Origin of the sequence: Pelotomaculum propionicicum (genome assembly GCF_004369225.1) — a bacterium.
Taxonomy (GTDB): Bacteria; Bacillota; Desulfotomaculia; order Desulfotomaculales; family Pelotomaculaceae; genus Pelotomaculum_B; species Pelotomaculum_B propionicicum.
Window position 1 is genome coordinate 23,318 of the sequence record NZ_QFFZ01000022.1, and the last position, 26,939, is coordinate 50,256.

The window sequence follows — 26,939 nt, forward strand, 5'->3', positions numbered from 1 at the left end:
GTGAGACAGTTTCTGATCAGCCTGCCGTGTGGTGCCGGCGGGCCTGCTTAAAATACTCCAGCATGGCCTTAACCAGTCCTTCTATGGTATATTCCTCTGCTGTCACATCAACCTTGAGGCCCAGTTCCCTGGCGGTGTCTGCGGTAACCGGTCCGATGCAGGCCACAATCACTCTCTTAAGCAAGTTTTCAAGGTCAGGGTAATCAAGCATTTTTGCAAAGTTTAACACAGTGGAGGAGCTTGTAAAGGTTACCGCGTGGATTTCTCCATTTAGTAGCTTCTTCTTAATTTCAGCGCTGTCGCCCCCGCCCATAACTGTGCGGTAAGCGGCGACATCAGTCACCAGCGCTCCCATGCCGGTCAAGGCCTCCGCCAGAACTTTTCTGGCGATATCAGCACGAGGCAGGAGCACCCTGTCCCCGGCATTTACTTTGCCCTGCAGGCCCGCCACGATTTCTTCAGCGCGGTACTCCCCTGGGACGTAAGCCACAAGCAGCCCGTATCTCTCCAGCGCCTCTCTCGTTTTAGGGCCGATAGCGCAAATCCTGGCTCCCGCCAGTTCACGTATATCTTTATTGCGGCGGCGCAATCTGTTAAAGAAGCAGGCTACACCGTTTACACTGGTGAAGATTACCCACTTAAAAGCGGCCAGCTCGTCTATGGCCTGGTCCAGCGGCTTATAATCCAGCGGCTCCGCCACACCAATGGTCGGGAACTCCAGCGGCTCGCCGCCAAGGTCCTCTATGGCTTCAGACAAAGCGCTGGCTTGCTCGCGGGAGCGGGTAACCAGCACCCTTTTGCCAAAAAGAGGCTTTTGCTCGTACCAGCTAAGTTTTTCACGCAGGGAAACCACTTCTCCGACAATAATTACCGCCGGATTGCTGAAACCTGCCCAGGCGGCTTTTTCACTTATATCCCCTAATGTGCCGGTCAGCGTCTGCTGTTCCGGCCTGGTACCCCACCTGACAAGCGCCGCCGGTGTCTGCGGCGGCCTGCCGTTCTCAATCAGGCGCCTGGTGATGCTGGGCAGGTTGGACATGCCCATAAGGAACACCAGGGTTCCCACCCCGGTGGCCAGCTTATCCCACTGGATGCTGGAATCTTCCTTCAAGGGATCTTCATTGCCGGTAATGATGGCCATGGTCGAAGTAAAATCGCGGTGGGTCACCGGAATGCCCGCATAAGCGGGAGCGGCAATAGCCGATGTCACACCCGGCACTATCTCAAAGATAATGCCTGCCTCTGACAGCGCCTCGGCCTCCTCACCGCCACGTCCGAAAACAAAGGGGTCCCCCCCTTTAAGCCGTGCCACGGTTCTTCCCTGGGAAGCTTTTTCCACCAGCAGCTTATTTATTTCGTCCTGTTTTAAAGTGTGGCGGTCAGGTGATTTACCAACATAAATAAGCTCGGTCCCGGGCCTGGCAAACGTGAGCAGGCGGTCGCCCGCCAGCCGGTCATACACTATTGTATCTGAATTTTGCATGCATTCCAGCCCTTTTACTGTAATCAGTTTTGGGTCGCCCGGACCCGCTCCGATCAGGTAAACGATTCCTTTTTTACTCATGCGTCTATTCCCCTCGCATTTCACGCAATATTTCGCCCGCGCCGGTGCAGAACAGCCTGTCCGCCAGTTTGGCGCCAATTTCAGCAGCTTTTGCAGCGTCCCCTTCCAGGTAAGAGCGGACTAGCTGTTTTCCGTCCAGCGAAGCCACAACCCCATCCAGGCGCAAACAATTGTCCTTAACCGCGGCGTGGGCGCCGATAGGCACCTGGCAGCCGCCCTCCAGCTTTTTCAGAAAAGCTCTTTCAGCGCTCACGGCCTGACGTGTCGCCAGGTGGTCGATTTTACCAACCAGGGCCTGTATATCTTTGTCGCCGTCGCGTATTTCAATCCCAACCGAACCCTGCCCGACCGCGGGCAGACAAATTTCAAAGGGAATAATCTGACTGATCCTGTCATCCAAACCCAAACGGTGGATACCCGCGTAAGCCAGAACAGTGGCGTCAAATTTTGCTTCATCCAGCTTTTTTAGCCTGGTTTGCACATTGCCGCGCAGGTCTGTCATTTTAAAATCAGCGCGGTAGTTAAGCAGTTGAGCGCAGCGCCTCAGACTGCTGGTGCCGATCACCGCCCCGGTAGGGAGTTCCCAAAGTTTCATTCCGTCCCGCGCAATCAACACATCACCCGGGTATTCCCTTTCGCATATAGCTCCGATAGAAAGTCCTTCAGGCAATTCTGTAGGCACATCTTTCATACTGTGTACGGCCATATCGATCTGACCGCGCAGCAAAGCATATTCCAGTTCCTTGGTAAAAAGCCCTTTATCACCTATTTTGGACAGGGCCACATCCAGGATGTTGTCACCCTGGGTGCGTATACCCGCGATACGGTAGCTGCATTCGGGATTGGCCTCAGTCAGGCGTTCAACCACCCAACAGGCTTGCCACATGGCAAGCCTGCTTTCTCTTGTTCCTACAATAATCTGCCGTTTCATAAACATGTCTCCTGGAAAATCTCAAATGTATAGAGTCTATTAACCCTCTTATGCTATTGGCTCTTCCTCATTCTCCGGCACAAATATTTTTTTGGGTTTTTGACCGGGCACTTCCAGGTCGAATAAATTTTGCAGAATCTCAGTATAAAGGTGGCCTTCCACAGTTAGAGCATATTTTTTTAATTGAGCCACCGGCGTGTGCAGGATCTGGTTTACTATTGAATTGGCAAGTGAGCAAACTACTTTCCGGTCGTGCTCGGACAGCTCGCCCAGGCGGTTTAAGGCCCTGTGCAGTTCCTTCTGCTTTATTCCATCGCCCCATTTTTTTAAGGCGGAGATAGTGGGCACAACAAACTGTGTGCCATGCCATTTCATAAATTCCTCAAGTTCTTCTTCGATAATCTTCTCAGCTTTGTTGGCCGCTCTTTTTCTCTCAGCCAGGTTTTGATCTACCACATTCTTCAGATCATCTATATCATAAAGTGAAATGCCTTCTAAATTACCCACTTCAGTTTCAATATCCCGCGGCATGGCAATATCTATCATAAATATTTTTTTGCCGCGCCTTAAGTTCATGACGCGCTCCATTTCCTCATACCTGACCACACAGCGTGCAGCAGCTGTACAGCTGATTACGATATCGGCTGTTTCCATATGCTTGTACAGCTCATTAAATTTGACCGCCCTGCCCCCGAACTGCGCCGCCAGCACTTCAGCCCGGTCAAAAGAGCGGTTTGAAACAATAACACCCGAAACACCATTGTCCACCAGGTGCTTGGCTGTCAGCTCACTCATTTTGCCGGCGCCGATGATCAGCACGGAACGTCCCGCCAGGTTGCCCAGGTGCTGCCTGGCCAACTCAACAGCGGCATAGCTTATGGAAACCGCGTTCTGGTCAATACCGGTCTCATTGCGGACTCTCTTGCCCACGGTGAGGGCAAGTTGAAAAAGTGTATTCATGACCCGGTTGGTAGACCCATATTCAGCCGCGAGCTGGTAGGCAGTCTTAACCTGCCCTAAAATCTGGGTTTCCCCCAGGAGCATCGAGTCAAGGCCGGATGCGACACGGAAAATGTGGCGTATGGTGTCATAGAGAGTGTGACAGTAAGTATAATTCTTTATTTCGGAGATATCCACCCCGGACCAGCGCGAAAGAAAATCCCAGATAGCGTTCAGGCCCTCGTCCATTTCCAGCGAGGCGGCATATATCTCGGTCCTGTTGCAGGTTGACAGGATCACACAGCTCTCAATTACCGGATATGAATTTAAGCGTTTCAGCGCACCTTTCATGGTTGGTCCGGTAAAAGACAGTTTTTCCCTGACCTCGACAGGGGCTGTCCTGTGGTTAACGCCCACTACCGCGATAAGCACTGACTAACATCTCCTTTACCAAGTCCAAGTGTCCTTCTTTTAATAAACTGAGAATTTTTTCGTCAACAAAGCTTTCCAGCATCCTTTTTTTCTTTTCCGGCTCTGATATATTAGCAATAGTTTCCTGTCTGAAAACACCAAGCATGTCCAGGAATTCTCCATACTGTTCGCCGTAGGTTTTTTCTAACTCCTCTCTGATCTTCCTGGCCAGCAGCGGGCTTTTACCCCCGGTAGAAACGGCAATTTCAAGCGCACCGCGCCTGACTGTGGCCGGAACAAAAAAATTGCCTTTATTGGGATCGTCAACAATATTGACTATAAGGTTACGGGATAAACAGTCATCCGCGACCTGCCTGTTAACATCTTCCCGGCCGCTGGCGCCGATAACAAGAAACATACCCTCCAGATCAGAGCTTTCGTAACACCCTCTCCTGTGTGAAATCTTGCCCTGCCGGGCCAATTCTTCAATCAGTGGTGTAACCTCCGGGCTCACAAGGTGTACAAGGGCGCCGCACTCCAGCAAAGTCACCGCCTTACGCTGGGCAACACTGCCCCCTCCCACAATTAAGCATCTTTTGTTTTCTAAATCCAGGGAAACAAGATACCGTCCTGACATAACATCGCCCTTGCTTTAAAATTTCCTTATACCCACAAAATCCGCCGCCATACTGAGGGTTACCCTGGTGGGGATATCCGGCAGCGCTTTTAATTCAGCTTTTGCTTTCAATATAAACTTCCGGGCAATTTCAAAAGAACGATCGATCGCCCCGCAGTTTCTGACAAGATCAAGAGCTTCTTTGACTTCATCTTCACTTTTGTCAACTTTACAGACAAGTTCAACCAGCCGGTCCCTTTTTTCACAACAGGCCAACGCATAAATTAAAGGCAGCGTAATAATTCCCTGGCGCAGGTCCCCGCCGATGGGTTTGCCGAGCTTACTTTGCTCAGCTACCATGTCGAGAATGTCATCAGTAATCTGAAAGGCCATACCAATATTGTACCCGTAACGGCGCAGGGGCAGGTGGATCTGCCTTGGCGCCCCGCAGGCAACCGCGCCAAGCTGCGCGCTGGCGGCTATAAGGAGAGCAGTCTTCCTTTTAATCCTGTAAAAATAATTTTTCAGGCTCTGGTGGATATCAAATGAAAACGATATCTGCTGAATCTCACCCTCGCACATTTTTACGCTGGTATCGGATAAAACTTCAGAAATCAGTGGTATATCTTTGTATTCAGCAATAAGCATGAGCGACTTGGCGAACAGGTAGGAACCAATATGGGTTGAGATACCGTTGCCCCAGATAGCCTTAACAGTAGGTTTACCCCTGCGGGTCAAAGAGGCGTCTACAACATCATCGTGTACGAGTGAAGCCATGTGGATCAATTCCAGGGCGACAGCCAGGGGTAAAACTTTAGCCAATTCAAATTTTTGAAACTTTGCGCTGAATAAGACCAGCGCAGGCCTGAGCCGCTTCCCTCCCGCATTCAGGAGGTGAGTGGAAGTCTCCGTCAGGAGTTGAGAATTTGTCTGGACCACTTCTCTTAAACCGTTTTCAACTGCTTTCAGTTCATCTCTTATATCATGGAAAAGTTCCAACATATTACTATTTCACCTGCTTGTGCATTTAAGAGAAACAATATAAAACATTGAAAAGTACAGGTAAAGCAAGTGTATAATTGTTTTAATAGAGCTTCGCTTACTTTGTGGGATATTCCTTTAAAGTATAATATAATTTTAAAAAAAAGCAAGAAAGTAAAGTTATGCGTCGAATCAGCAACTCTCCCGCTGCATTTGCGCATAATATACTTTCTTGCCTGAAAGCAAGTGTAGTGTTATAATGTTTTTTGCTTGAGTGTTTGCCTTTTACGCGGGGGTGGATGGTGCCTGGTGGTGCCCCCAGTCTTCAAAACTGGTCGTTGGGCTGATGAGGTCCATGGTGGGTTCGATTCCCACACACTCCCGCCAAACTATTATTCACTCCAGCCTTCTTTTCCTATCAGCGGCACAAAAACTACCGTGCCAATACTTTCACTGTGAATTTCCCCGGCCGCGTCTTTTTTCACCAGAGTTAATTGCTGGTAGCTTTTTGGTCCCGCGGGAATTACCATCCGTCCCCCGGGCTTCAGTTGTTTAATTAGGGAATCAGGTATGCCCGGCGCCCCCGCTGAGACCAAAATCCCGTCAAAAGGAGCTTCTTCCGGCCATCCCTTGCTCCCGTCACCAATACGGACTTTTATATTATCGTACTTCATTTCATTAAAGCGGGCTTGCGCCTGCCTGGCCAGGCTCTCACAGCGTTCAATGGTGTAGACCACGGACACCAGGCGGGACAATACGGCAGCGGCATAGCCGGACCCCGTGCCGATTTCCAGGAAACGGTCAGCCGCCTGAGGTTCCAGAACTGCCGCCATCAGGGCCACGATGTAGGGCTGGCTTATGGTTTGACCTTCACCTATGGGCAGCGGCCCGTCCATATAAGCCATACTCTGGTGAGAAGCCGCCACAAAACGGTGGCGCGGCACCTCAAGCATACTTTTTATTACACCGCTGTTGTTGATACCGCGTGTGATTATTTGTTCACGCACCATTTGCTCACGTTCGGCCTGCCTGTCAGATATTGTTTCGTCGCAATGAGAATTACCCATGTCTTTATCTCTCCATAAAACATCTCTATCGCCTGATTGTTTTTAAAACATTAACATATTATGCAGGCTTGTGTACAGACTTTATATTAAAAATTGGTAATATAAAGAATATAAATACAAAATTCCGGCTAGAATAAAAACAAACTTATTGGAGGTGAATTTATTGCCCAATATTAAATGTTCAGTAACCGAGTGCAAATGGAATAACGACGTAGTGTGCCACGCCCCGATGATCCAGGTGGATAGAAACGGCTCCAGTACGGCGGATACCTCTGACCAGACTAAATGTGAAACATTTAAAATGAAATCCTAATTAGCAAAGAAAGACTGGTTGAAAAACCAGTCTTTCTTTACTATGATTGGTATAAATGTGTAATCCGGAGGTAGATCATGATTGACCCTGTGGCTTTTCAAATCGGGCCGGTAGCTGTCCGCTGGTACGGTATCATTATCGACACAGCTTTTATCGCCGGCACTCTGCTGGCCTACTATCATGCTGTAAAAAGCAATGTCCGTACTGATCACTTGCTGAATCTAATTATTTTAATAATTCCTTCCGCCCTGATCGGGGCAAGGTTGTATTATGTGATCTTCAACTGGCATGAATATGTTTACAGCCCATTGGAAGCACTGGCTATCTGGCACGGCGGCCTGGCTATTCACGGCGGGTTGCTGGGCAGTACCCTGGCCGGATATTTTTATATAAGAAAACACAAGCTTGATTTTTGGCAGTATGCTGATGTTTTCGCGCCCAGTGTCATCCTGGGGCAGGCCTTGGGACGCTGGGGCAACTTCATTAACCAGGAAGCCTACGGCACCCCGGTTACGAGAGATTTCATCAGCCATTTTCCCGCTTTTATCCAGAAGCAGATGTTTATCCAGGGTCAATACCGCCACCCTACATTTTTGTATGAGTCCGCCTGGGACTTTCTCGTGTTTTTATTCCTGCTTTTTTTCTTCAGGCGCAAGCGCTTTCCCGGCCAAATCATGCTCTTATACCTGGCTTTATATTCTTTGGGAAGGTTTTTTATTGAAGGGCTGCGCACTGACAGTGAGATGCTCGGGCCAATCAGATTAGCCCAACTGGTAAGTCTGATCCTGATCACCCTGTCTTTCTTCATTTACTATAAAAAAACTACAGCCAAAAACCAGACATAATTTAGCCCGCCACGCGCATACTTAAAATGCCCGATACTACTATAAAGAGGTGATCTTATGCCGCTTTTTGCGGGGCTTTTTGAGCACCGGGGCAATGAAATGCTGGTGCGCGAGCAGGCTTCTTTCTATATCCGGGAAGCGCAAAAAGGCATGATGGAAATGGGGGCACTACTGCAGCAAATTAGCCAGGCAGGTCACTCTGATATTGCGCCTGACTGTGCCCGTCTCCAGCAGATCGGCGCACAGGTGGGGAAAGCTCTGGAACAGGTGCAGATATCTCTCAAGTAACACCAGGACTCAACTAGTCCTGGTCTTCTTTTTTAAAGATTGGCCACGTGTATGGTTGATGATCTGTAACAGAGCACTCTATCGGATCATATTATACAAAAAATGTTTTAACAAGGAGGTAAAAAACATGGCTTTTGGTACTGGCGGTGGTGCTGCGGGCGGCGTTTCCGGGGGCTTTTCCAGCGCTTTTTCAGGTAGCTTCTCCTTCTTCTTCACCTTTTTCTTCTTCATTTTCATCGTCTTCTTCTTATTTATATTCATCTAAGCAATATTTGCCAAAGGGCCGGTTATTTTAAGCCGGCCCCTTTTATTTTTAGGAAGATTTTTGTTATAGTACAAGAAAGTATATTTAATAATCCAAAGGAGGTAGGCATTTGTATAAAAAGATTATGGTTCCGGTGGACGGATCAGAAAAAGCGGCAACGGCGGCTATACACGGTGCGGAACTTGCCTCCAAGCTTGGCTCGGAACTGCTCCTGTTCCATGTAGTACCCTCACTCCCCCCCTACGTGGACCCGTCTCCTGACCGTCTCAGCAACATCCAGCAGGTGATCATAGACGAGTTCAGCAAGCATGGCCGTGAAATCCTGGATAAAGTTAAAGATGATCTTGAACCATACGGCCTGAATATTATCACTGATATTGCCGTGGGGCATCCCGCTGAAGAAATAGTGAAAAAAGCAAAAGAGGCGGAATGCGACCTGGTTGTTATGGGCAGCAGGGGGTTAGGTGAAATCAAGGGCTACCTGCTGGGCAGCGTCAGCAACAGGGTGACCAGGCACGCCGCCTGCCCTGTACTGGTGGTAAGATAATTTAAAAATAAGGAATAAAACAATTTGACAGGATTTTTAAGGACAAATAGAATACAGGAGTCAGGAGACTGAATATATAAGATCTTTTTTATTTCTGATTTTAGACTTTTGACTTTAAACTTCTGACTACTGAATTCTGAATTCTGAATTCCTTAAACTATTATCCTGTAAATCCTTATAATCTTGTTAATCCTGTCAATTTGTTTGTTGACAGAAGACTTACAAGACTATCTTAAGTTGTACTGATTAAAAGGAATAATCATAATTACCTTTATCAAACAATATCATTTAAGGTGTCCTATAAAATCCCGTTAATAAAATTCTTATAATCCTGTTAATCTTAATAAATCCTGTAAATCCAGTCAATTTTTTTTGTATTAAACTTTTTTATTTTTTATCCTGGTAAAATACCTTTGAGCTTTTGAGAGAATCGGGGGTAGAGCTTAAATATCCACCCTCTTTAATCTGTGTGTCCAAAGGAGACTGCTCATTGGGAGCGGTTGCCGGATTAGAACGCAAGAGCGGGAAAAACTCATTCCTGTTATTTAAGGTGCCGATTTCACAATTATAAGTCAGTCCGGGCTGTATGTTTTCAAAATAATAGCTCTTTTTCAAAAGGTCAATATCACAGATCTGACAAATGCCTTTTCCTTCGATGTTCAGCCTGATCTGAATTCTCTTTTTTTCACTAAAAGTGTTTTTTAATCCCGGCGACAACTCCCAATAGGCATACAGTACTCTGGGGCTTTGCACCATTAAAAACAGCGCGTTTTCCTGGTATTCAGGCGGCAGTGAGCCTGGCATTTTGTAGTCTTCCACAAGTATCACTCCTCGTATAGACTATTTGACGCCAGCCGAAATTATCCTTCCAATATAAGTAATTTATTTCAAATCAGCCCATTGCAGGAGTTACCGCTCCAGGAATTTTACCGCGTTTAATGCGGCAATTTGTCCCTCGCCCACCGCCTTGGCCAGCTGGTAAGGCTTTCCTGTGCAGTCGCCGGCCGCATAGATACCTTTGATATTGGTCGCAAAAGCCCGGTCAACCTGAATGTGATTATCAATTACCGTTAAACCGGGCACCAGCCGATCGGGCAAATAAGTCTCCCTGTAAATAAAAACACCGTCCACAGGTAAATTTTTCCCTTCAATTTTTACGCCCGAAACAAAACCGTTGCCTGTAATCCCCTGCACGGATCCGGCTTCTATTACTTCAACTTCTGGTTTTAAACCCTCAGTCGAAAGACCGCCCCCGGCAATCAAATAGACCCTGCTGCAAATCTCCGCTAAAAAATTGGCGTCTTCTATACCCTCCCTGGTATAAGCAATAACAGCCACGTTTTTTCCCCGGTACAGCGGGCCGTCGCAGGTGGCGCAGTAACCCACTCCCTTCCCCGCATATTCTTTTTCTCCTTTTATCAGATTTTGCACTGTAACACCGGTAGCAAGGACAAGAGCCCTCGCTTCAAACAACTTGGCGCCTGCTGAAACTGTAAATCCACCTTCCCCGTTCTCCTGAACTGAAGTAACTCTGACCTGGTGCACGGGGATACCGGCCTTTCGCGCGTGATCCAAAAACTTATCACGCAGTTCCCGCCCGTTTATTTCAGGCAGGCCCAGGTAGTTATTCACCAGTGTTGACTGCTGCAGCTTTGGCGCACATAACTCTCCTCCCAAAAGAGCCACAGACCTTTTCCTGATCCCCGCGTTCACTGCGGCGGAAAGCCCTGCCGGGCCACAGCCGATAATAGCAATATCCAGTCTTTCCATCTATGGAACACTCCTCATATTTTCTTTACTTAACATTATGCCCGGCACGCTGTTCTTCAAGCTGGAATAAAATGAAACAAAAGGAGGAGGAGCTGTTATAAATATCAATATTTTAAAATTGCGGATGCAGCTTAATATTTTGCGCTGGCTGATTAAGAGATTGATAACCTCTGCTCCACTATTTTACCGTAATCTAAACTGGCAGATGATTTTAAGAAAGCTGCTGCAGAGGATCTAAAAAGCGCTGTGGTTTTCACAGCGCCTGTCTTACTACGGTATAACTTTTTTCAGGGGGTACTCTATTATGTCCTGCGCGCCGGCCTTCTTTAAGGCTGGGATAAGGTCACGCACCTGTTTTTCATCAAGGATTACCTCAACCGCCACCCAGTCGCTGTGAACCAGCTGTGAGACCGTTGGCTGCTTCATCGCAGGTAAAACATCGAGTATTTTATCAAGGTTGTCACCAGGCACATTCATCTTCAGGCCGACCTTGGACCTGGCTCTGAGCGCGCCCTGAAGAAGGACCGCCATATTTTGCAGCTTCTCCCTTTTCCAGGGGTCTGCCCAGGCATCCTTATTGGCGTGAAACCTGGTGGTTGACTCCAGAATGGTGGCTATAATGCGCAAATTGTTTGCTTTTATTGAACTGCCGGTTTCGGTAATATCAGCTATAGCATCAACCAAATCAGGCACCTTTACTTCAGTAGCACCGTAAGAAAACTCCACAGAAGCTTCAACACCGTTTTCTTTCAGGTATTTTTGTGTTACCCTTACCAATTCCGTGGCAATTCTTTTACCCTTAAGATCTGAGACTTCTTTTATATTGCTGTCTTTGGCCACAGCAATTACCAGCCGGATGGGGTTGGAGGTGCTTTTGGCATAAACCAGATCGGCTACCTCTACCACGTCCGCTTCATTCTCCAAAATCCAATCCAGCCCGCTGATGCCGGCGTCAAGCACCCCTTCATTGACATAGCGGGGGATTTCCTGTGCCCGCATTAAAACTACTTCCAGTTCGGGATCGTTAACTGCCGGAAAATATGAACGCGAGCGAATAGTAAAATCAAACCCGGCCTGTTTAAACAAATTAAAAGTGGCTTCCTGCAGGCTTCCTTTAGGCAAGCCCAACCTTAACTTCAAATCTATTACCTCCTCTGTATGATTCACTGGGTCATGCTTACAATGTTAAAGTATACCTGCAGGTTTTCCAGGTGTCAATACAAGTGTCAAGGTTCATCCATCGCAATTCATTTTACTGTCCCGGACAGCAGCCAGACCTGAAGCCCTCCGTCAGCGGTGCCTATACCCAATAGGCCTTCGCTGCTCAATGACATGCTGTTTACCGGACGGGCCACCCGTACCGCCCAGTCCGGGGAACTGCTTTCAACCGGTGAGGGAAAACCAAACAGGTAACCCTCCGGGGTACCTGCAACCAGCGTAACTGTATTTTCTCCCGCCAGGCGGCCTGCTATTAAAGCAGGTATGCTGCTTCCTAAATTATTGGTGGTCAGCAGTGTTGCCAGCTGGCTGACCTCCATTATGCGCACCGAGCCGTCTGCGCCTCCCCAGGCCAGTTCCTCCCCCGGCTCCCTTCTAAGATCACCGGCGGCCATAGAGGTTACTTGCGCGGGCAGGCTCTCCAGAGCCGGCCCCTCCATTAGTCCCCTTTCCGTATAAGTCAGCGTAAGCAAACCAGAGGTACTGTCGTTTTTGTAAGCTGCAATAATCAGCGGTAAACTCCCAGCGGGGCCAGGCACAGTAGTCACTTTCTGGGCCGGACCTGGCAAGATCCTGATTGCCAGGATCTCAAGCTGCGGCGCAGCGGCTGTTCCTTCAACCTGCCTGTATATATAAAGCGCGTCCCTGCCTGCGGCGGCGGCTATGACTTCTTGCCGGCCATCACCGTCTATATCCGCCAGGTTGAGGTCAACAAAACGGGCGCCTGCTTCCGGCTCAGTCTCCCATAATTCAGTCAGCACACCCTGTCTTAATCCGTATACAACCAGTCTGTCTTCAAGGCCCAATACGATAAACTGCGGTGGCGCCGCTGACAATCCCACAGCAAGACTCAGCGCCTCAGACCTGACCTTAACTGTCTGGGTAAGAGCATATCCCGCGTTGGATGGATTGAAAAGATACAGGTTTTGACCTGCCGCAGCAACCAAATCCGGTTTTTCCCCTGTTAAATTGCCCCATCCCACCAGCACAGGGCCATCCAACCCTTCCCAAAACCAAACTATTTCCACGACAGACAGCGGCATCCCGAATCATTCCTTTTTATTTTAATGTATACTACTGTCTGAAAGATTTAAAACGTAATAACGAATAAAAAATGTTTGGTATAAGGCTATTAGTTATTTATCATTTATAATCATTATTGGGAACTATTACCATTATAGTAAAAAGCGGCTCACAGAACCGCTTTTTGTACTCAATCAATCATAGAACCCCGCTTACCCGACTTTGTAAATCAAATCTTCACAATTATCTTCATAGGCAATTTCAATTTTCTTTAAAATCAGGCGTCCGTTTTCAACTTCAATTAATATGTCATTTCCGTGGTTTATCCCCAGAGTTTTCATAATAGAGCGCGGGATCGTAACCTGACCGTCGGGAGTGACACAAGATAATTTCACCATTTAATCTCCCCTTGTTGCTGTATTATCCGCCGGCTTTTTTATTATAATTGGCCTTATAATTATTATCCAGGGGGTTTTATTGCAAGGTTATGTCGCTCTTTGCCGGGCCCTAGATAAATAAGAACTTTACAGCTTGAATTTTTTTTGAAATGATGTAAGATACGAACAGTGGTAATTATTCATTGGTTAGGAGTGAGTTTAATTGGTAATATCCGGCAATATTCAAAAATTTCTGGCCAAGGCCTCTTGGATTCGTAAAATGTTTGAAGAAGGGGAACGTCTTAGAAAGATATACGGCAACGATAAAGTATACGACTTTACCCTTGGCAACCCTGATGCAGAGCCTCCCGCAGCCTTTAAAAAAGAGTTGAAAAGGCTGGCCTTAGAGCCGGTCCCGGGGATGCACCGCTATATGAGCAACGCCGGTTATCCCGAAACCCGCCAGGCAATTGCTGAAGTGCTGGCTGAGCAAACCGCACTGCCTTTTGACAAGAATAATATTGTCATGACCTGCGGCGCCGGCGGAGGGTTGAATGTGGTCTTAAAAACCCTTCTGGACCCGGGCGACGAGGTGATCATCCTGTCACCTTACTTTGTTGAATACAAATTCTATATAGACAACCATGGCGGTGTTGTCAAAGAGGTGCCCACAACATCCGAATTCCAACTGGACAACAACGCCATCAGCCAGGCTATCACTTCCCGGACCAGGGCGATCATTATCAATAGTCCCAACAACCCTACGGGTGTGGTTTATGACAGTGCTTCCCTGGAAGAGCTCGGAAAAGCAATTGCGGCCAAAGAGACGGAACTGGGAAATCCTGTCTTCGTCATTTCGGATGAGCCTTACGCTAAAATAGTATACGACGGCATAACAGTGCCCAGTGTTTTTAAGTATATCAAAAACAGTATCGTAGTGACTTCCCACAGCAAGGACCTGGCCCTGCCCGGTGAGCGCATAGGATATATCGCCTTTTCACCGCTGGTAGAGGATCCCTTGCTATTGATGGAGGGTTTGGTTTTCTGCAACCGTACTCTTGGTTTTGTGAACGCGCCAGCACTGATGCAGCGTATTGTGACCGGCCTGCAGCGGGAGAGCGTGGACATTGGCATGTACCAGGATAAAAGAGATCTTCTATATAACAGCCTCACCGCATATGGTTTCAAGATGGTAAAGCCGCAGGGCGCGTTTTACCTGTTTCCCGCCTCCCCTATCCCAGATGATGTGGAATTTGTCATGGCCGCGCAAAAACATAATATCCTGCTGGTGCCGGGCAGCGGCTTCGGAGCACCCGGCTACTTCCGGATCTCTTACTGCATCGATAAGCAGATCATTATTAACTCCCTGCCGGCTTTTAAAACACTGGCCCAGGAGATGGGCATGATCTCCTGACCTGATTCTATTAAAAGAAAAATACTGTGTCCCGGGCTTGATAACCCGGGACGCTCAGTTGGTTTTCAACATCATGGACTTAGTGTTATCAATATTTGTCGACAGCCTGAGCGCCCCGGGTTTTATACCGCGGGGCGCTGTATTTTCATCATACTTGGACTTGGCTGTTCTTTTGTCTCAGTATTATCTCGACACGGCGATGAAAAACCATATGATCATAACTGCCTCTATAGACAGCTTAAGAATAACTCCGCCCATAAACCCGATAATCGTGCCCATGCCGACCCGGAAAGCTTTTTCAAGCGGCCGCTTGTTATAAAGCTCCCCTGCCACAGCCCCGATAAACGGCCCGAAGATCAGGCCGAAGGGACCGAGTATTATTACACCAACCAGCCCGCCGATTACACTGCCCCAGGCAGACTCCCGCGAACCGCCGTAGCGGTTGACTCCCCACACACCAGCCAGGTAATCGATCAGAAATATTAATGCCACCGCTAAACCCTGACCAAGAAAAAATGTCCACGGGAGGTTGTGGAACTTTACCAGCAGTCCATAAAAAAACATGCCCAGCCAGATCAAAGGCGCTCCGGGCAACGCCGGCAGAAGTGTGCCGATAACTCCTGCTGCCATGAAAATAATGGCTATAATCATTCCCAAAATGGACATAGTACTAACCTCCTATTTTGTATATATGTATTATACGACAGAAAAGACCACTTAAGTGGTCTTTTCTTCATTATTATTTCATTAAATTACATCATTTGTTAAATCTATATTTATATTTCTTCTCCTTCGGATAATCCCTTCCATCCTGCCGGCCACTTTTCTGGAGTAGCCAGCTGATTCGCCGCCGCGGTTCCTGTAATGCCGGCTTATTTTTGACAAAGCTATAAACGCCAGCGCAGCCGCGCCAAAACCGGCAATGGTCCTGTAAGACAACATGTTAAACGCCCCCTTTCCCTCTCTTAGCTATATGTTTTCCCCGGGCGTTATAACTATGCACAAAAAGATCTCCGTATTATTTCTTCCATGCCGTTAAGATCTGCCTGCCGCCGACCTCATTAAGTTCCGGGCTGCTGAAACCGGCATCGCCCAGCCATGCGCCATACTCATTTAAAGTCCAGGTACCGCCGTTTTTAGTGTTAACCAGCATGTTGACGCCAAAAACAGCAGCCATCGCCGTGGTACCCCTGACAAAATCCACAATGGTAATCTTGCCGCCAGTCTTAAGAACAGCAGCCACCTTTTTGAAAAGCTCCCTGTTTTCTCGCTCGCCGAATATATGGCAGATGTTGCCCAGGAAGGCCAGGTCAAAAACATCAGGCGACAGGACCACGTTAAAATCACCGGGAAACATTTCAATATTTTCATCCTCATTTAAAAACTTCGACATATAGTCAACAACATTGGGCAGGTCCTGCACGGTGACCCTGGCGCCGCCTGCCGCGAAAGCTCTGGCATAAGTCAGCGGGCCCCCGCCGATATCCAGCACCTTTGGACTGTCCCCCAAACCAGTCAGGCAGAACCCTGCAACAGCCCGGGCATGCTCTTTCGCGCTGTGTCCCATCGCCGCCATAAAATATTTGGTGTTCTCGGCAGCGTCCTCCCGTGGACTGGGTTGACCTGATTTGATCACTTCAGGCAGGTGGGTCCAGGAGTTTGTGACATTATAGCGGTGCATAAAAGAAAAACCTGTGAAATTGGGAGATTCCGTATTGTATAACATGTCCAGGGCTTCTTCGCTAAGCCGGAGCATGTTTCCGTCCTTTGACAGGTATCCCAGCGCCTCCAGCGCTTCAGTAACCACCCATAGCGCCCTGCTGTCCGCACCTATGGCCAGGGCCAATTCGTCAATGGTCATGGGCTTCGCGGATAGTTGTTCTATAATACCGGTTTTTACCGCAGCACCTATAATCAAAAGTTCCTGCGGCGCGATTAGTGCTTGTTGGTTGGGCATTTATAAGCACCTCTTTCTCTTTTAACCTGTTTAAAATATCATAACACCGAGTTTTTCTCTTTGTCTACTTTAAAACAAAATCGCCTATTTATCGACTCCGTTGGCCCGGGCCAGGTAACGGGCTATACCGGCGTGAATGGCCCAGGCAATTTTATTCTGGTAAACGGGATCCAGCATTAATTCTTCCTCCTGTGGATTGCTGATAAACCCTATTTCCACGATGACACTGGGCATTTTTGTCATCCTGTTGGCAAAATAATCTACCTGCTTAGGTTCACGTCCGGGATTTTCCAGAAAACGGTTTAGTTCCTCTTGTATGGCTACAGCCAGTTTTCTGCTCTCTTCCGAGCCTGGCTGGGAAAAAGTCTGCGCGCCGTTCTCCCGCCTGTCCGGGAAGCTGTTTACATGGATGCTGACAAAAAGGTCGGCGTTATTATTATTAGCTAACTCCACCCGGCGGGTCAGGTCCTGGACCTTTATTTTATACAGGTTTTGTAAGTCTTGATCGCTTAAATCACGGTCACTTTCTCTTGTGAGCAGCACCTGAGCGCCAGACTGGCGCAAGGTTTCGGCCAGTTTTTTAGAAACCTCCAGGACAATATCTTTTTCATGGACACCAGAGTGGCCAGGCGCCCCAGGGTCCTCTCCCCCGTGCCCGGGATCAACCACTATCAGCTTACTGGCAAGCACCCAGGACAGGGCAGCAATGGAACGCTCCTCATAACGTGCCGCGACAGTCCGGTAAACAAACAAAAAAAGCAATAAAAAAAACAATAAAAACAGACCGTTCTTTTTTCGCAAAACAACAGTGCGGAAAGGCATATCCTTTAACCATCCTTCCTTTAAAATAATTCGAGATAGTCTCATTTTTGAATCTATACCTGTTATTTTAGAAAAGTATGCCGGTCAAGTTTAAAATATGTGCACCCTGTGGCAGCTGTCCATCTTGTCTGAGGATCTCCTCCCCCTGAAAAATCTCATATTATATCGCATAGTGATTGGAATATCCGGCACAATATAGATATTATGCAAAATACCGCCGAACAACAGCAATTTTTACCGTTTGAGAACAATAGCTTGTGGCTGGATTTGACTTACAAGCCCATAAGAAAGGAATTAGCAGACCTTGAAAAAGAAATTGCCGGGGTTTGTGAAATACCGGATCTTCGGCCGTTCCCGAAGGGCGGTAAGAGGCTGCGTCCAGCCCTGGTCTTACTCTCCTCTTGCTTTGGCAAAGGTCCTTGCGGCAAAGTCACCAGGCTCGCTGCAGCAGTTGAAACACTCCACCAGGCAACCCTGTTGCATGATGACATTATTGATCAGGCGCAAAGCCGCCGTGGTGAAGACACCTTTAACAAAGTGTTCGGTGAGAGCACTGCCCTGCTGGTCGGGGATTACCTTTACGCCACTTTTCTTGAAAGATCATCTGGCTTGGGGCAAACCGCGCTGCAAAACCTTGCGGCAGTCTTAAAAGACATGATCCAGGCAGAATTTGCTCAACAAAAAGATCTTTTTAACTGCGCAATTGATGAGAAAAGCTATCTCCGGCGCACTTTGAAAAAGTCTGGATCTTTCCTCGCCTGCTGCTGTAAACTTGGCGCTCTCCTGGCCGGGGCGCCGGCGAAAACTGTCTTTGCTTTAGAAAAATTCGGCCTTCACGCTGGAATATCATTTCAGATTACTGATGACCTGCTGGACTTCAAGGGAAACTCAAACACCCTGGGTAAGCCGGTCGGGCAGGACATAACCCAAGGCTTACTTACCCTGCCAGTGATCCATGTCCTGGCCAACAGCCCGGCCAATAGTACAATACGCGGCTTAATCGAAAAACGCGACCTGCATCCGGCCAGTATTGAATATATTGTCGACGCCATGCGGGATGCCGGATCGCTTTCGTATACGGCTGTTGTGGCAGAGCGTTACACCTGTCTGGCCGGGCGTGTACTTGCGACTCTGCCGGGCGGGGCCGCCAGAGACAGTTTAAATGCTCTGCTTGAGTTTATTAAAACAAGGGAATGTTGATATTGAATGGCTTTGTGCTGAAACCTGAAGTTACAGGGCTGATCAGGATATTAAGAATAATGCCTGTCATAGCTTCAACGGTTGGCTCTTTCGCCCTTGGTTTCGGCCTCGCCTTGGGGGCAAAAGGTTTTGCTGTGTTTAACCTGAAACATGCCGCGCTGATTTTTGCGGCGGGACTGACGTTGCACAGCGTCACCGGCCACGCCTATAACGAATTACAGGACTGGCGTTCCGGCACAGACAAGTTAAGTCCCGGCATATTATCAGGCGGGGCTGGTGTTATTGAAGATGGTCTTTTAGATGAAAGGAAACTGCGGCTGGCCGCGCTGGCAGGAATACTGTTGCCGCTGATGGCGAGCTTGTACTTTAACAGCCTGCGGGGCTATTACGTTCTTTTTTTCTTGCTGGCCGGGCTATGGTCCAGCCTGGCCTACTCGATACCGCCTTTCAGGCTGGCGTACAGACCTTTAATGGGTGAATGGCTGGCATTGTTTCCCGGATTTTTAGCCTGTACCACAGGCTCCTTTTACATTCTTACCGGCGCCCTCAACTGGCAGGTTGTCACCGCTGGTACAATCCACGGCCTGCTGACACTCGGCTGGATTATGCAGCACCACCTTCCCGACATAGGGGCTGACCTTATGGCCACACCAGCTAAAATTACCACCCCCGCTTTTGTTTATAAGAAATGGGGGCCGGACGCAGTCCGGCTGGTGCCGGCAGTATACTTCTTCCTTGCGGCGCTGGCGGGCGCCGCAGGTGGCTTTTTCTTTAAAACAATTTTCTATCTGGCCATAGTACCATCATTGTTATGTGCCTACCTGTCCGTAACCACTGACCCGTTTTGTGTGAAATCAATTACGATCAGGGAAAAAAGAATGATTAATATTTCTACCTGCTTCGCTTTGGTCATGGCTCTGCTGGTGGGTTTGGGTTTTTAAAGTAGAAGATAAAGCACCAGCTATGCAGGTTCGATTTCAATCGAACAAGGCGCTTTAGCGCCGAACTTGTTTGGAGTCATTGTAACATTGTGCGAATAAATTCGCACCTACAATAACCAGCCCACATAATAGCTTATTACTCCACAAATGCCTGACTAAATAGCTCGTCCCGGCAGGCGTTTATCTCCTACCCGGCGGGTCAGTTTTTCGCGGTCGAAATATTCAAGCAGGGGCAGGGCGTACTTGCGTGAGGTTTGCAGCAGGTCGCGCACTTCGCCCACGGTGATTTCTCCTTTCTCGCGCAGGTAACCTATGACTTTTTCCTTCGCCTCATCCAAAATTACTTTTAGAAAATATAAGTCCTCGGTGATCTTTACCAGTTCTCCTGTCCGCAGCAGAAATTGCAGCAGCTCGGCGCCGGAAGCTTCACTAAGACCGGCTGACTTGGTTAAATCAGTCCAGGATGGTGGCTGAAAAACAGCTTCCTTCATCATCCCTCTGATTCTCTGTATGGTTGTATCCAGATTATGATCAGGACCGGGTTTAAAAGACTTAAGAGCGACAGACTGCGGCATTACCAGCAGAAAACCGTCCCTTTCCATTTCCAGCAGCAAAAGCTGAAAAGCCTTGTTGTTGATGGCCTGAAATCTCCTGGAGCGCAGTTCCTCTTTCGGGTAGCCCTCTCTTAAGGGAAATTCACTGTGGTAGGAAGCGAGCAGGTCTTTGATCTGATCAGCCCAGCGGGTGTAAACATCTATTGAGATCAGGTAAGTTTTCCCTTCCCCTGTGATTTGTTTAATTTTGTTGTCCCGGGCCAGTTCGGCTGCTGCTTCCTCTACTTCTTTTTCTTGCAGGCCCGTGCCCGCGGCCACAACAGCGGGTACGGGCAGGTCCGGTGAGCCCTGGAGATAGTGCTCCAAGATCTCAGACGGCGTGCCTCTCTCGCGGGTTTCCAGGGCGCCCAGCACATCCTGGCGAAAGCGCTTGTGCTTACGCCTGGGCAAGGGGTCGATCACAGTCCCCCCGCCTATGGTGCGCATCGGTGAATAAGAACGTATCACAAAACGGTCGCCTTTGGACGCTACTGTAGCCTCTTCCAATTCTATTTGGGCGTAAGCCAGCGAGCCCGGCGCCAGTTCCTCCCTGTCCAGGAGGACCACCCGCCCCAGAGTTTCCCTGGTGCCAAGGTAAAAACGCACCCTGGCTCTGTTCTTCAGTGTCCGGACAGCGCTTTCTAAAAGCAGGAGCCTTACGTCCAACCGAGTCGAGGGTATGACCCCTTTGGGCCCCACCACCACACTGCCCCGCTCTATTTGTTCAACTTCAAGCCCGGCCAGGTTTACCGCAACCCTTTGACCTGCCTGTGCCTCGTCCACTTTTTGACCGTGCACCTGGATCGAGCGCACTCTTGATGTCAGCCCCTGAGGCTGCACCTCAACGACTTCACCGGTATGGAGGGAGCCAGAGTTAAGAGTCCCTGTCACTACCGTACCAAAGCCGGTTATGGAAAACACCCTGTCCACCGGCAGCCTTGGCAGACCGATACTAACCCGGGGCTGGGTTTCTTCGGCAATTCGATCTATGGCTTCCAGCAATAACGGGATGCCCTCGCCTGTTACTGCTGAAACTGTGATAACAGGCGCGTCAGCCAAAACCGTGTCCTTTAAAAAATCACTGACGTCTTCTTTAACCAGGCCAAGCCATTCCTCATCCACCAGGTCGCACTTGGTCAACACCACAACTCCTTTTTTCACCTGGAGAAGCTGGATGATGTCAAGGTGCTCCCGGGTCTGCGGCATTACCCCTTCGTCCGCGGCAATTACCAGCAGCACCAGGTCAAAACCACCCGCGCCGGCCAGCATGTTTTTGATAAACCTTTCATGCCCGGGCACGTCAACGATGCCGGCGCTGCGCCCGCTGGGCAGGGTAAGTGAAGCAAAGCCCAGCTCTATCGATATGCCCCGCTCTTTTTCTTCTTTTAAGCGGTCGGTGTCAACCCCGGTCATAGCCCTGATCAGGGCTGTTTTACCGTGGTCAACGTGACCCGCCGTGCCAATTATAAGGTGTTTCAGATCCGGCGCCTCCCGTTTATTTGTTTAATACTTCCTGCACGGCTTCGGCCAGCAATATAAACTCGTGGTGTCCTATCGTGCGTACATCCAACAGGAGCCTGTCCTCCTGGACTCTGCCCAGCACTGCCGGCAGCCCTTGCCGCAGCCCGGCCTGCAGGTCTCCCGCGCTCATTGCCAGAGGGGATACCGCCACTACCGCCGTCGGCAAATCCGCCAGCGGCATAGCTCCGCCGCCTACTGCCGAGATTCCCCTTTCCACCTTGATCTCCGCTTTTTCTCCAGTTCTGCTTTGCAAAACAGCTGACAATTCATTGGCTTTTTGTTCCAATTCGTCCACCGGCAAGGTCAGCATCTTTAAAGTAGGAATTTCTTTAATAGCAGCGGCCTCATCCAAATACTCCCGCAAAGTTGCTTCCAGAGCCGCCGCTGTCATTTTATCAATGCGTACAGCCCTGGTGAGAGGATTTTTTTTCATTTTTTCAATGAAATGCTTTTTACCGGCGATAATACCAGCCTGCGGGCCGCCAAGCAGTTTGTCGCCGCTGAAAGTGACCACATCAGGACCGGCCTTTACAACCTCTTGTACCGTTGGTTCCGGGGGCAGCCCGTAACCGCTGAGATCGACCAGGAAGCCGCTGCCCAGGTCAGACATGACCGGCAGGGAAAATTGTCGGCCAATCTCAACCAGTTCACTTACAGTAGTTTCTCTTGTAAATCCTATGATCCGGTAATTGCTGGTGTGGACATGTAGCAACAGTGCTGTTTCCCCGCTTATGGCCTTGACATAATCTTCCGGATAAGTTTTATTGGTGGCGCCGACCTCCACCAAGCGCGCACCGCTCTGCGCCATTACCTCCGGCACCCTGAATGAACCGCCTATTTCCACCAGCTGCCCCCTTGACACAATAACCTCCCGGCCGGCGGCCATAGTGCTTAAGGCCAGGAGGACCGCCGCCGCGTTGTTGTTTACCACCAGCGCAGCCTCAGCCCCTGTGAGTGAAGCTATTAAAGGCTCCAGCGGCGCGTACCGCGACCCCCTCCTGCCGGTGTCCAAATCCAGCTCCAGGTTTGAATAGTTGGCGGCAACCTCACTGACAGCCCTGCTGGCCCGCTCACTCAGAAGGGAGCGTCCCAGGTTGGTGTGCAGCACCACACCCGTGGCGTTGATCACCCGCCGGAGTTTAGGCCGGACTGAAAGCTGCACAGCGTCAACGGTTTTTTTAACAACCAGCGCAAGATATTCAGACTCTTCCGCTGTAAGGTTCTCCGGCGCCTCTCCGGATAAAATCTCCGACCGCTTATCATTCAGAGCTTCGCGTACAGCCTCAACTACAACCCCACGGGGTGACCTGGCCAGGAGCTCTAAAATATCTTCATGCCTGAGCACTTCATCTACTGAAGGCAAAAGCCTCAATTTACTTTCACGCGACGGGTTGCCCATATAGCCTCCAATACAAATTTTTTTCGACTTTAACTTTTTTAAATTATATGGCAGCATTTAGTCAAAAGCAAGAGTTACCCAAAGATGACGCGCACTCCCTGTCTAGCCGCGTGAAGATACCTTTGCAAAGAACCCCGCGTTATATATAATAATAGAAGTAAAACACAACAAAATGTTTTGAATATTTTAAACCTCATAAACGCTCCTGCCGCATTTATATGTTTTAGGTACCATTGCAGTTTTTGAAGGAGGTTAAAGGATGATCCAAGAGGTGCGGGTGATAGCAAAAGACGGTATCCCCGACAGTAAGGGCGAGGAAGTCCTCTACGAAATAAACCAGGCCCTGGGTATTAAAAGTGTGGAAAAAGTAAAAACCGCCCGTGTTTTCCGTTTTGAAGGCGTCCAAGAGGAGCAGGCGGTTTTACTCGCTGAAAAACTGCTTGCCGAGGATGTTTTTGAGTTTTTTTCGGTAAACAAACCGGTATTCAGTGACGCTCCCTTTGTACTGGAGGTGGCCTACAAGCCCGGCGTGATGAACCCGGAGGCCGCTTCTTTACTGAAATCAGCTTCTGATTTGGGCATAAACGGCCTGCTCGCTGCAGATTCAGCCTGGCAGTATGCTTTTTATGGGCACAGGATCAGCCAGTCCGACATTGATCGCATCATCAACAGCCTGCTTGTTAACGCCACTGTTGAATATGTGGTAAAAGAAAGCCCCGCGACCCTGCTGATCCAGGGTACGCCCGGCCAAACCACGGTTGTGCCGCTGCGGGACATGAATGATGATCAACTGCTGGAGCTTAGCCGGGACAAGCTATTCTTAAATTTACAGGAAATGAAGGTTATACAAAACCACTTTAACCTCCTCGGCAGGGACCCCACTGACTGCGAAATAGAGATTATCGCCCAAACCTGGTCTGAGCACTGCGGCCACAAAACTTTTAAGGCCAAGCTCATTGTAGACGGGAAAGAGAAAAGACCTCTTTTAAAAAGGCTGAGAGATACAACTGAAAAATTAGGTCACCCGCTGGTCTTATCAGCCTTTGTGGATAATTCCGGTGTGATGGATTTTTACGAAGGAATGGCCATTTGCGGCAAGGTGGAAACCCACAATTCTCCTTCCGCCATAGAACCTTACGGCGGGGCAATGACCGGGAGCGGCGGCGTCTTTCGCGATATTGCCGGCACCGGGCTTGGCGCCAAGGTAATAGCTTCGACAGATATGTTTTGTTTTGCGCCGCCGGACCTGCCGGAAACGGAAATACCGCCAGGCTGCCTGCACCCCCACTACCTGCTAAGGCGGGTGGTAGCGGGCGTCAGGGACTATGGCAACCGCATGGGCATCCCTACCAATAACGGGTCAGTCCATTTTCACAGTGATTTTCGCGCCAAGCCTACGGTTATTGTCGGCGCCTACGGTATACTGCCGGCCCAGGCCTGCCGCAAAGGCCAGCCTCAACCCGGCGACCTGGTTGTTGCCATGGGCGGGCGGACCGGGCGTGATGGTATCCACGGCGCCACTTTCTCAAGCGGTGAGATGACTGACAGGACTATTGAAGTTAATGCCAGCGCGGTGCAAATCGGGCACCCTATAGAAGAAAAGCGCATGTTTGACGCGATCCTGACCGCCAGGGAAGATGGGCTGATCAGGGCCATAACTGATTGCGGGGCGGGCGGGTTCGCCTCCGCGGTAGGTGAAATGGGCTCTGAAACAGGAGCGCGTATTGCCCTGGACCGGGCGCCTTTAAAATATCCCGGGCTTGCGCCCTGGGAGATACTGCTGTCTGAAAGCCAGGAAAGGATGGTTCTGGCGGTGGCGCCTGAAAACGCAGGCCGCCTGTTTGAGATCTGCCGGGGTTATAACGTTGAAGCCACAGTCCTGGGTGAATTCACCGGCGACGGGTACTTCTCAGCCACTTACCATGACCGGGAAGTAATGCGCCTGTCAATGGAGTTTTTACATGACGGCCTGCCCCAGCGGATAATGAAGGCCGCCTGGCAAAAGCCATCCTTTGCGGAGCCTGAAATTGAGCCGGCATCTGACTGGAACAGCCTGTTCCAAAGAGTTCTCAGCCAGTTGAATGTCTGCTCCAAGGAGCCCATAGTCAGGCTTTATGACCACGGCGTGCAGGGAACAAGCGCGCTGCCGCCCTATGCCGGCGTTAACTGGGACGGCCCGAACGATGCCGTCATATTAACCCCGCTGCTGGGCAGGACATATGGTATGGTCATATCGCACGGCCTCAACCCTGTTTTAAACCAGATCGACCCGTATTTCGGCAGCCTTTGGGCAGCGGCGGAAGCTGTTGCCAACGCGGTCGCCGCGGGCGCTGACCACCGTGAGATGGTTTTGATCGATAACTTTATCTGGCCCTTCCCGGACGAAGAACTGCTGGGAGCGCTCGACCTGGCTGTCGATGCCTGCGTTGACTTTTCCAGCGCGACCGGCATGCCTTTTATATCCGGTAAGGACAGCCTCTCCAGCACTTACCGCGGCAAGGACGGCTCGGTCATAAAAATACCGCCTGTCCTGTGTGTATCGGCATTTGGCCGTATTCAGGACGTCAGCCTTACTGTATCCACTGATTTCAAAAAGGCGGGCAGCCAGATAGTTCTGGTAGGTTTCAGAAACACAGCCGAAATGGCCGGCAGTGTCTATTATCAAATACTGGGGTACACAGGTAATAACCTGCCCAAACTCAACCCGTCTTTGCTGAACGAAGTTTTCACAGCTGTGCATAAAGCCGCGGCCTCCGGCATCCTTCAGGCCTGCCACGATATCAGCGAAGGAGGCCTGGCCGCGGCTCTCGCGGAAATGTGTTTTGGAGGCGGCCTGGGGGCCAAAATTACTGTGCCGGGCGGCGAGCAGGCTGAGCAGTTCTTTTTTAACGAAACAGCAGGCTGCTTCCTGGCAGAACTGCCCGCCGGGGCGAACCCGGGTTTGATTTTTGGTCAGGTTCCCTGTACTAAAATTGGTGAGACTATTGATGCGTGTGAAATCAGCGCGACAAGATCTGGTGATTTGTTGTTCAGCCTGCGCCTTGATGATTTGAAACAGGCCTGGCAGCGGCCGATGAAGGAGGTTTTCCGTTAATGAAAAAGCCAGGTGTTTGTGTACTCAGGACGGACGGGATCAACTGCGATGAGGAAACCTTCTACGCTTTTGAAAAGGCCGGCGCCGCTTGCAGTATGGTCCATGTCAACCAGCTCAGGAGCGGGGAAGAAAAATTGTCTTCCTACCATATTCTTGCCCTACCCGGCGGTTTTTCGTACGGGGACGACGTCCACTCGGGCAAAATTTTGGCTGTGGAGCTGACCTCCTTTTTAAAAGACCAGTTAAGTGCTTTTGTTGACTCCGGCAAGCTGATTATCGGCATCTGCAACGGTTTCCAGGTGCTCGTCCGGACCGGCCTCCTGCCGGACCGCAAACTTGGTGAAATATCCACCACTCTGATGTTTAACGACAGCAGCCATTTTGAATGCCGCTGGACCAACCTGCTGGTTGAACATACCAACTGTGTCTTCACCAAAAACCTGGAGGGCAGCGTGATCAGTGTACAGGTAGCTCATGGCGAGGGTAAATTTTACACTGACAGGGATACGCTGCAGGAGATTGAGAACCGGGGCCAGGTTGTTTTCCGCTATGTGGGAAACGACAACAGCCCAACAGTTCTTTACCCGGCCAACCCCAACGGATCGCTCAATGCCCTGGCCGGCCTGTGCGACACTACAGGCCGCATCATGGGTATGATGCCCCACCCGGAGCGCTATGTGGAAAGGACCCAGCACCCTAACTGGCGCAGGATGCCCGGCAATACTGTACCGCACGGGTTTGCCATATTTAAAAACGCAGTTGCGTACGCCAGAGAAATGTAATAAAAAATATGATTATTCCTTTTACTCAGTAACATTTTAAGATTGTCTTGTAAGTCTTCTG

General features: G+C 49.6%; 27 protein-coding genes and 1 tRNA gene. 11 read left to right on the forward strand and 17 right to left on the reverse strand.

What is annotated here, in order from left to right:
* Positions 1 to 16 precede the first annotated feature (16 nt).
* The 5 genes from cobA to Pmgp_RS10810 are packed head-to-tail and all read right to left on the reverse strand — an operon-like array spanning position 17 to position 5,463.
* Positions 17 to 1,564, reverse strand: coding sequence for a uroporphyrinogen-III C-methyltransferase (gene cobA / locus Pmgp_RS10790; RefSeq protein ID WP_134213991.1), 1,548 nt, complete (start codon positions 1,562 to 1,564; stop codon positions 17 to 19).
* Between the two features lie 4 nt (positions 1,565 to 1,568).
* The gene (gene hemC / locus Pmgp_RS10795) at positions 1,569 to 2,495 is read right to left on the reverse strand and encodes a hydroxymethylbilane synthase (RefSeq protein WP_134213992.1); all 927 of its coding nucleotides are present in this window, start codon (positions 2,493 to 2,495) and stop codon (positions 1,569 to 1,571) included.
* A gap of 48 nt (positions 2,496 to 2,543) precedes the next feature.
* Positions 2,544 to 3,866, reverse strand: coding sequence for a glutamyl-tRNA reductase (gene hemA / locus Pmgp_RS10800; protein ID WP_134213993.1), 1,323 nt, complete (start codon positions 3,864 to 3,866; stop codon positions 2,544 to 2,546).
* Entirely contained in the window at positions 3,841 to 4,482 is a 642-nt protein-coding gene (locus tag Pmgp_RS10805) for a precorrin-2 dehydrogenase/sirohydrochlorin ferrochelatase family protein (protein WP_134213994.1), read from the reverse strand. The genes hemA and Pmgp_RS10805 overlap by 26 nt, the downstream gene beginning before the upstream one ends.
* Positions 4,483 to 4,497: 15 nt before the next feature.
* Entirely contained in the window at positions 4,498 to 5,463 is a 966-nt protein-coding gene (locus tag Pmgp_RS10810) for a polyprenyl synthetase family protein (protein WP_134213995.1), read from the reverse strand.
* Positions 5,464 to 5,733: 270 nt separating this feature from the next.
* Here Pmgp_RS10810 and Pmgp_RS19505 point away from each other — a divergent pair.
* Positions 5,734 to 5,829, forward strand: a tRNA-Sec gene (locus Pmgp_RS19505).
* Between the two features lie 5 nt (positions 5,830 to 5,834).
* On the opposite strand, the gene Pmgp_RS10815 is transcribed toward Pmgp_RS19505, so the two are convergent.
* Positions 5,835 to 6,509 carry a protein-L-isoaspartate(D-aspartate) O-methyltransferase gene (locus Pmgp_RS10815; protein WP_134213996.1) on the reverse strand — a complete coding sequence of 225 codons (675 nt, stop codon included), beginning with the start codon at positions 6,507 to 6,509 and terminating at the stop codon, positions 5,835 to 5,837.
* A 154-nt stretch (positions 6,510 to 6,663) separates the two neighbouring features.
* Between Pmgp_RS10815 and Pmgp_RS10820 the strand changes: the two genes are divergently transcribed.
* From Pmgp_RS10820 to Pmgp_RS10835, 5 genes are all read left to right on the forward strand, one after another.
* Positions 6,664 to 6,822 (forward strand): DUF1540 domain-containing protein, encoded by a 159-nt coding sequence (locus Pmgp_RS10820; protein WP_345789143.1) that lies wholly within the window; start codon positions 6,664 to 6,666, stop codon positions 6,820 to 6,822.
* Between the two features lie 80 nt (positions 6,823 to 6,902).
* Complete coding sequence (gene lgt / locus Pmgp_RS10825; protein ID WP_205078013.1) at positions 6,903 to 7,667, forward strand: prolipoprotein diacylglyceryl transferase; 765 nt, start codon at positions 6,903 to 6,905, stop codon at positions 7,665 to 7,667.
* Positions 7,668 to 7,724: 57 nt separating this feature from the next.
* Positions 7,725 to 7,955, forward strand: a complete 231-nt coding sequence (locus Pmgp_RS10830; protein WP_134213999.1) for a hypothetical protein — start codon at positions 7,725 to 7,727, stop codon at positions 7,953 to 7,955.
* A 127-nt stretch (positions 7,956 to 8,082) separates the two neighbouring features.
* Positions 8,083 to 8,220, forward strand: coding sequence for a hypothetical protein (locus tag Pmgp_RS19740; protein WP_192902895.1), 138 nt, complete (start codon positions 8,083 to 8,085; stop codon positions 8,218 to 8,220).
* 109 nt (positions 8,221 to 8,329) lie between these two features.
* Entirely contained in the window at positions 8,330 to 8,767 is a 438-nt protein-coding gene (locus Pmgp_RS10835) for a universal stress protein (protein WP_134214000.1), read from the forward strand.
* A gap of 387 nt (positions 8,768 to 9,154) precedes the next feature.
* Here the strand turns inward: Pmgp_RS10835 and Pmgp_RS10840 are convergent, their stop codons facing one another.
* The 5 genes from Pmgp_RS10840 to Pmgp_RS10860 all read right to left on the reverse strand — a co-directional run bounded on the left by Pmgp_RS10840 (position 9,155) and on the right by Pmgp_RS10860 (position 13,176).
* On the reverse strand, positions 9,155 to 9,586 hold the full coding sequence (locus tag Pmgp_RS10840) for a DUF4912 domain-containing protein (protein WP_134214001.1): 432 nt from the start codon (positions 9,584 to 9,586) through the stop codon (positions 9,155 to 9,157).
* Between the two features lie 90 nt (positions 9,587 to 9,676).
* Positions 9,677 to 10,537: an NAD(P)/FAD-dependent oxidoreductase gene (locus tag Pmgp_RS10845; protein WP_192902896.1), complete on the reverse strand. Its 861-nt coding sequence runs from the start codon at positions 10,535 to 10,537 to the stop codon at positions 9,677 to 9,679.
* Positions 10,538 to 10,807: 270 nt separating this feature from the next.
* Complete coding sequence (gene hisG, locus Pmgp_RS10850) at positions 10,808 to 11,677, reverse strand: ATP phosphoribosyltransferase (protein WP_134214002.1); 870 nt, start codon at positions 11,675 to 11,677, stop codon at positions 10,808 to 10,810.
* A gap of 107 nt (positions 11,678 to 11,784) precedes the next feature.
* On the reverse strand, positions 11,785 to 12,798 hold the full coding sequence (locus Pmgp_RS10855) for an FG-GAP repeat domain-containing protein (protein ID WP_134214003.1): 1,014 nt from the start codon (positions 12,796 to 12,798) through the stop codon (positions 11,785 to 11,787).
* Between the two features lie 192 nt (positions 12,799 to 12,990).
* The gene (locus Pmgp_RS10860; RefSeq protein WP_134214004.1) at positions 12,991 to 13,176 is read right to left on the reverse strand and encodes an AbrB/MazE/SpoVT family DNA-binding domain-containing protein; all 186 of its coding nucleotides are present in this window, start codon (positions 13,174 to 13,176) and stop codon (positions 12,991 to 12,993) included.
* A gap of 202 nt (positions 13,177 to 13,378) precedes the next feature.
* On the opposite strand from Pmgp_RS10860, the gene Pmgp_RS10865 reads away from it, so the two are divergent.
* Complete coding sequence (locus Pmgp_RS10865; RefSeq protein ID WP_134214005.1) at positions 13,379 to 14,569, forward strand: pyridoxal phosphate-dependent aminotransferase; 1,191 nt, start codon at positions 13,379 to 13,381, stop codon at positions 14,567 to 14,569.
* A gap of 183 nt (positions 14,570 to 14,752) precedes the next feature.
* On the opposite strand, the gene Pmgp_RS10870 is transcribed toward Pmgp_RS10865, so the two are convergent.
* The 4 genes from Pmgp_RS10870 to cwlD all read right to left on the reverse strand — a co-directional run bounded on the left by Pmgp_RS10870 (position 14,753) and on the right by cwlD (position 17,348).
* On the reverse strand, positions 14,753 to 15,235 hold the full coding sequence (locus tag Pmgp_RS10870) for a DUF456 domain-containing protein (RefSeq protein WP_134214006.1): 483 nt from the start codon (positions 15,233 to 15,235) through the stop codon (positions 14,753 to 14,755).
* A gap of 81 nt (positions 15,236 to 15,316) precedes the next feature.
* Positions 15,317 to 15,511 (reverse strand): hypothetical protein, encoded by a 195-nt coding sequence (locus Pmgp_RS10875; RefSeq protein WP_134214007.1) that lies wholly within the window; start codon positions 15,509 to 15,511, stop codon positions 15,317 to 15,319.
* A gap of 76 nt (positions 15,512 to 15,587) precedes the next feature.
* Positions 15,588 to 16,526 carry a methyltransferase gene (locus Pmgp_RS10880; RefSeq protein ID WP_134214008.1) on the reverse strand — a complete coding sequence of 313 codons (939 nt, stop codon included), beginning with the start codon at positions 16,524 to 16,526 and terminating at the stop codon, positions 15,588 to 15,590.
* 84 nt (positions 16,527 to 16,610) lie between these two features.
* Complete coding sequence (cwlD, locus tag Pmgp_RS10885; RefSeq protein ID WP_134214009.1) at positions 16,611 to 17,348, reverse strand: N-acetylmuramoyl-L-alanine amidase CwlD; 738 nt, start codon at positions 17,346 to 17,348, stop codon at positions 16,611 to 16,613.
* A gap of 255 nt (positions 17,349 to 17,603) precedes the next feature.
* Between cwlD and Pmgp_RS10890 the strand changes: the two genes are divergently transcribed.
* Entirely contained in the window at positions 17,604 to 18,548 is a 945-nt protein-coding gene (locus tag Pmgp_RS10890; RefSeq protein WP_192902897.1) for a polyprenyl synthetase family protein, read from the forward strand.
* A 2-nt stretch (positions 18,549 to 18,550) separates the two neighbouring features.
* The gene (locus Pmgp_RS10895; RefSeq protein WP_153189210.1) at positions 18,551 to 19,489 is read left to right on the forward strand and encodes a prenyltransferase; all 939 of its coding nucleotides are present in this window, start codon (positions 18,551 to 18,553) and stop codon (positions 19,487 to 19,489) included.
* Positions 19,490 to 19,644: 155 nt separating this feature from the next.
* On the opposite strand, the gene selB is transcribed toward Pmgp_RS10895, so the two are convergent.
* The gene (gene selB / locus Pmgp_RS10900; protein ID WP_134214012.1) at positions 19,645 to 21,561 is read right to left on the reverse strand and encodes a selenocysteine-specific translation elongation factor; all 1,917 of its coding nucleotides are present in this window, start codon (positions 21,559 to 21,561) and stop codon (positions 19,645 to 19,647) included.
* Positions 21,562 to 21,577: 16 nt separating this feature from the next.
* Positions 21,578 to 23,002, reverse strand: a complete 1,425-nt coding sequence (gene selA, locus Pmgp_RS10905) for an L-seryl-tRNA(Sec) selenium transferase (protein ID WP_134214013.1) — start codon at positions 23,000 to 23,002, stop codon at positions 21,578 to 21,580.
* Between the two features lie 259 nt (positions 23,003 to 23,261).
* On the opposite strand from selA, the gene purL reads away from it, so the two are divergent.
* Both purL and purQ read left to right on the forward strand, forming a co-directional pair.
* On the forward strand, positions 23,262 to 26,096 hold the full coding sequence (gene purL / locus Pmgp_RS10910; RefSeq protein ID WP_134214014.1) for a phosphoribosylformylglycinamidine synthase subunit PurL: 2,835 nt from the start codon (positions 23,262 to 23,264) through the stop codon (positions 26,094 to 26,096).
* Positions 26,096 to 26,878: a phosphoribosylformylglycinamidine synthase I gene (gene purQ / locus Pmgp_RS10915; RefSeq protein ID WP_134214015.1), complete on the forward strand. Its 783-nt coding sequence runs from the start codon at positions 26,096 to 26,098 to the stop codon at positions 26,876 to 26,878. Before purL ends, purQ begins: the two co-directional genes overlap by 1 nt.
* Positions 26,879 to 26,939 lie beyond the last annotated feature (61 nt).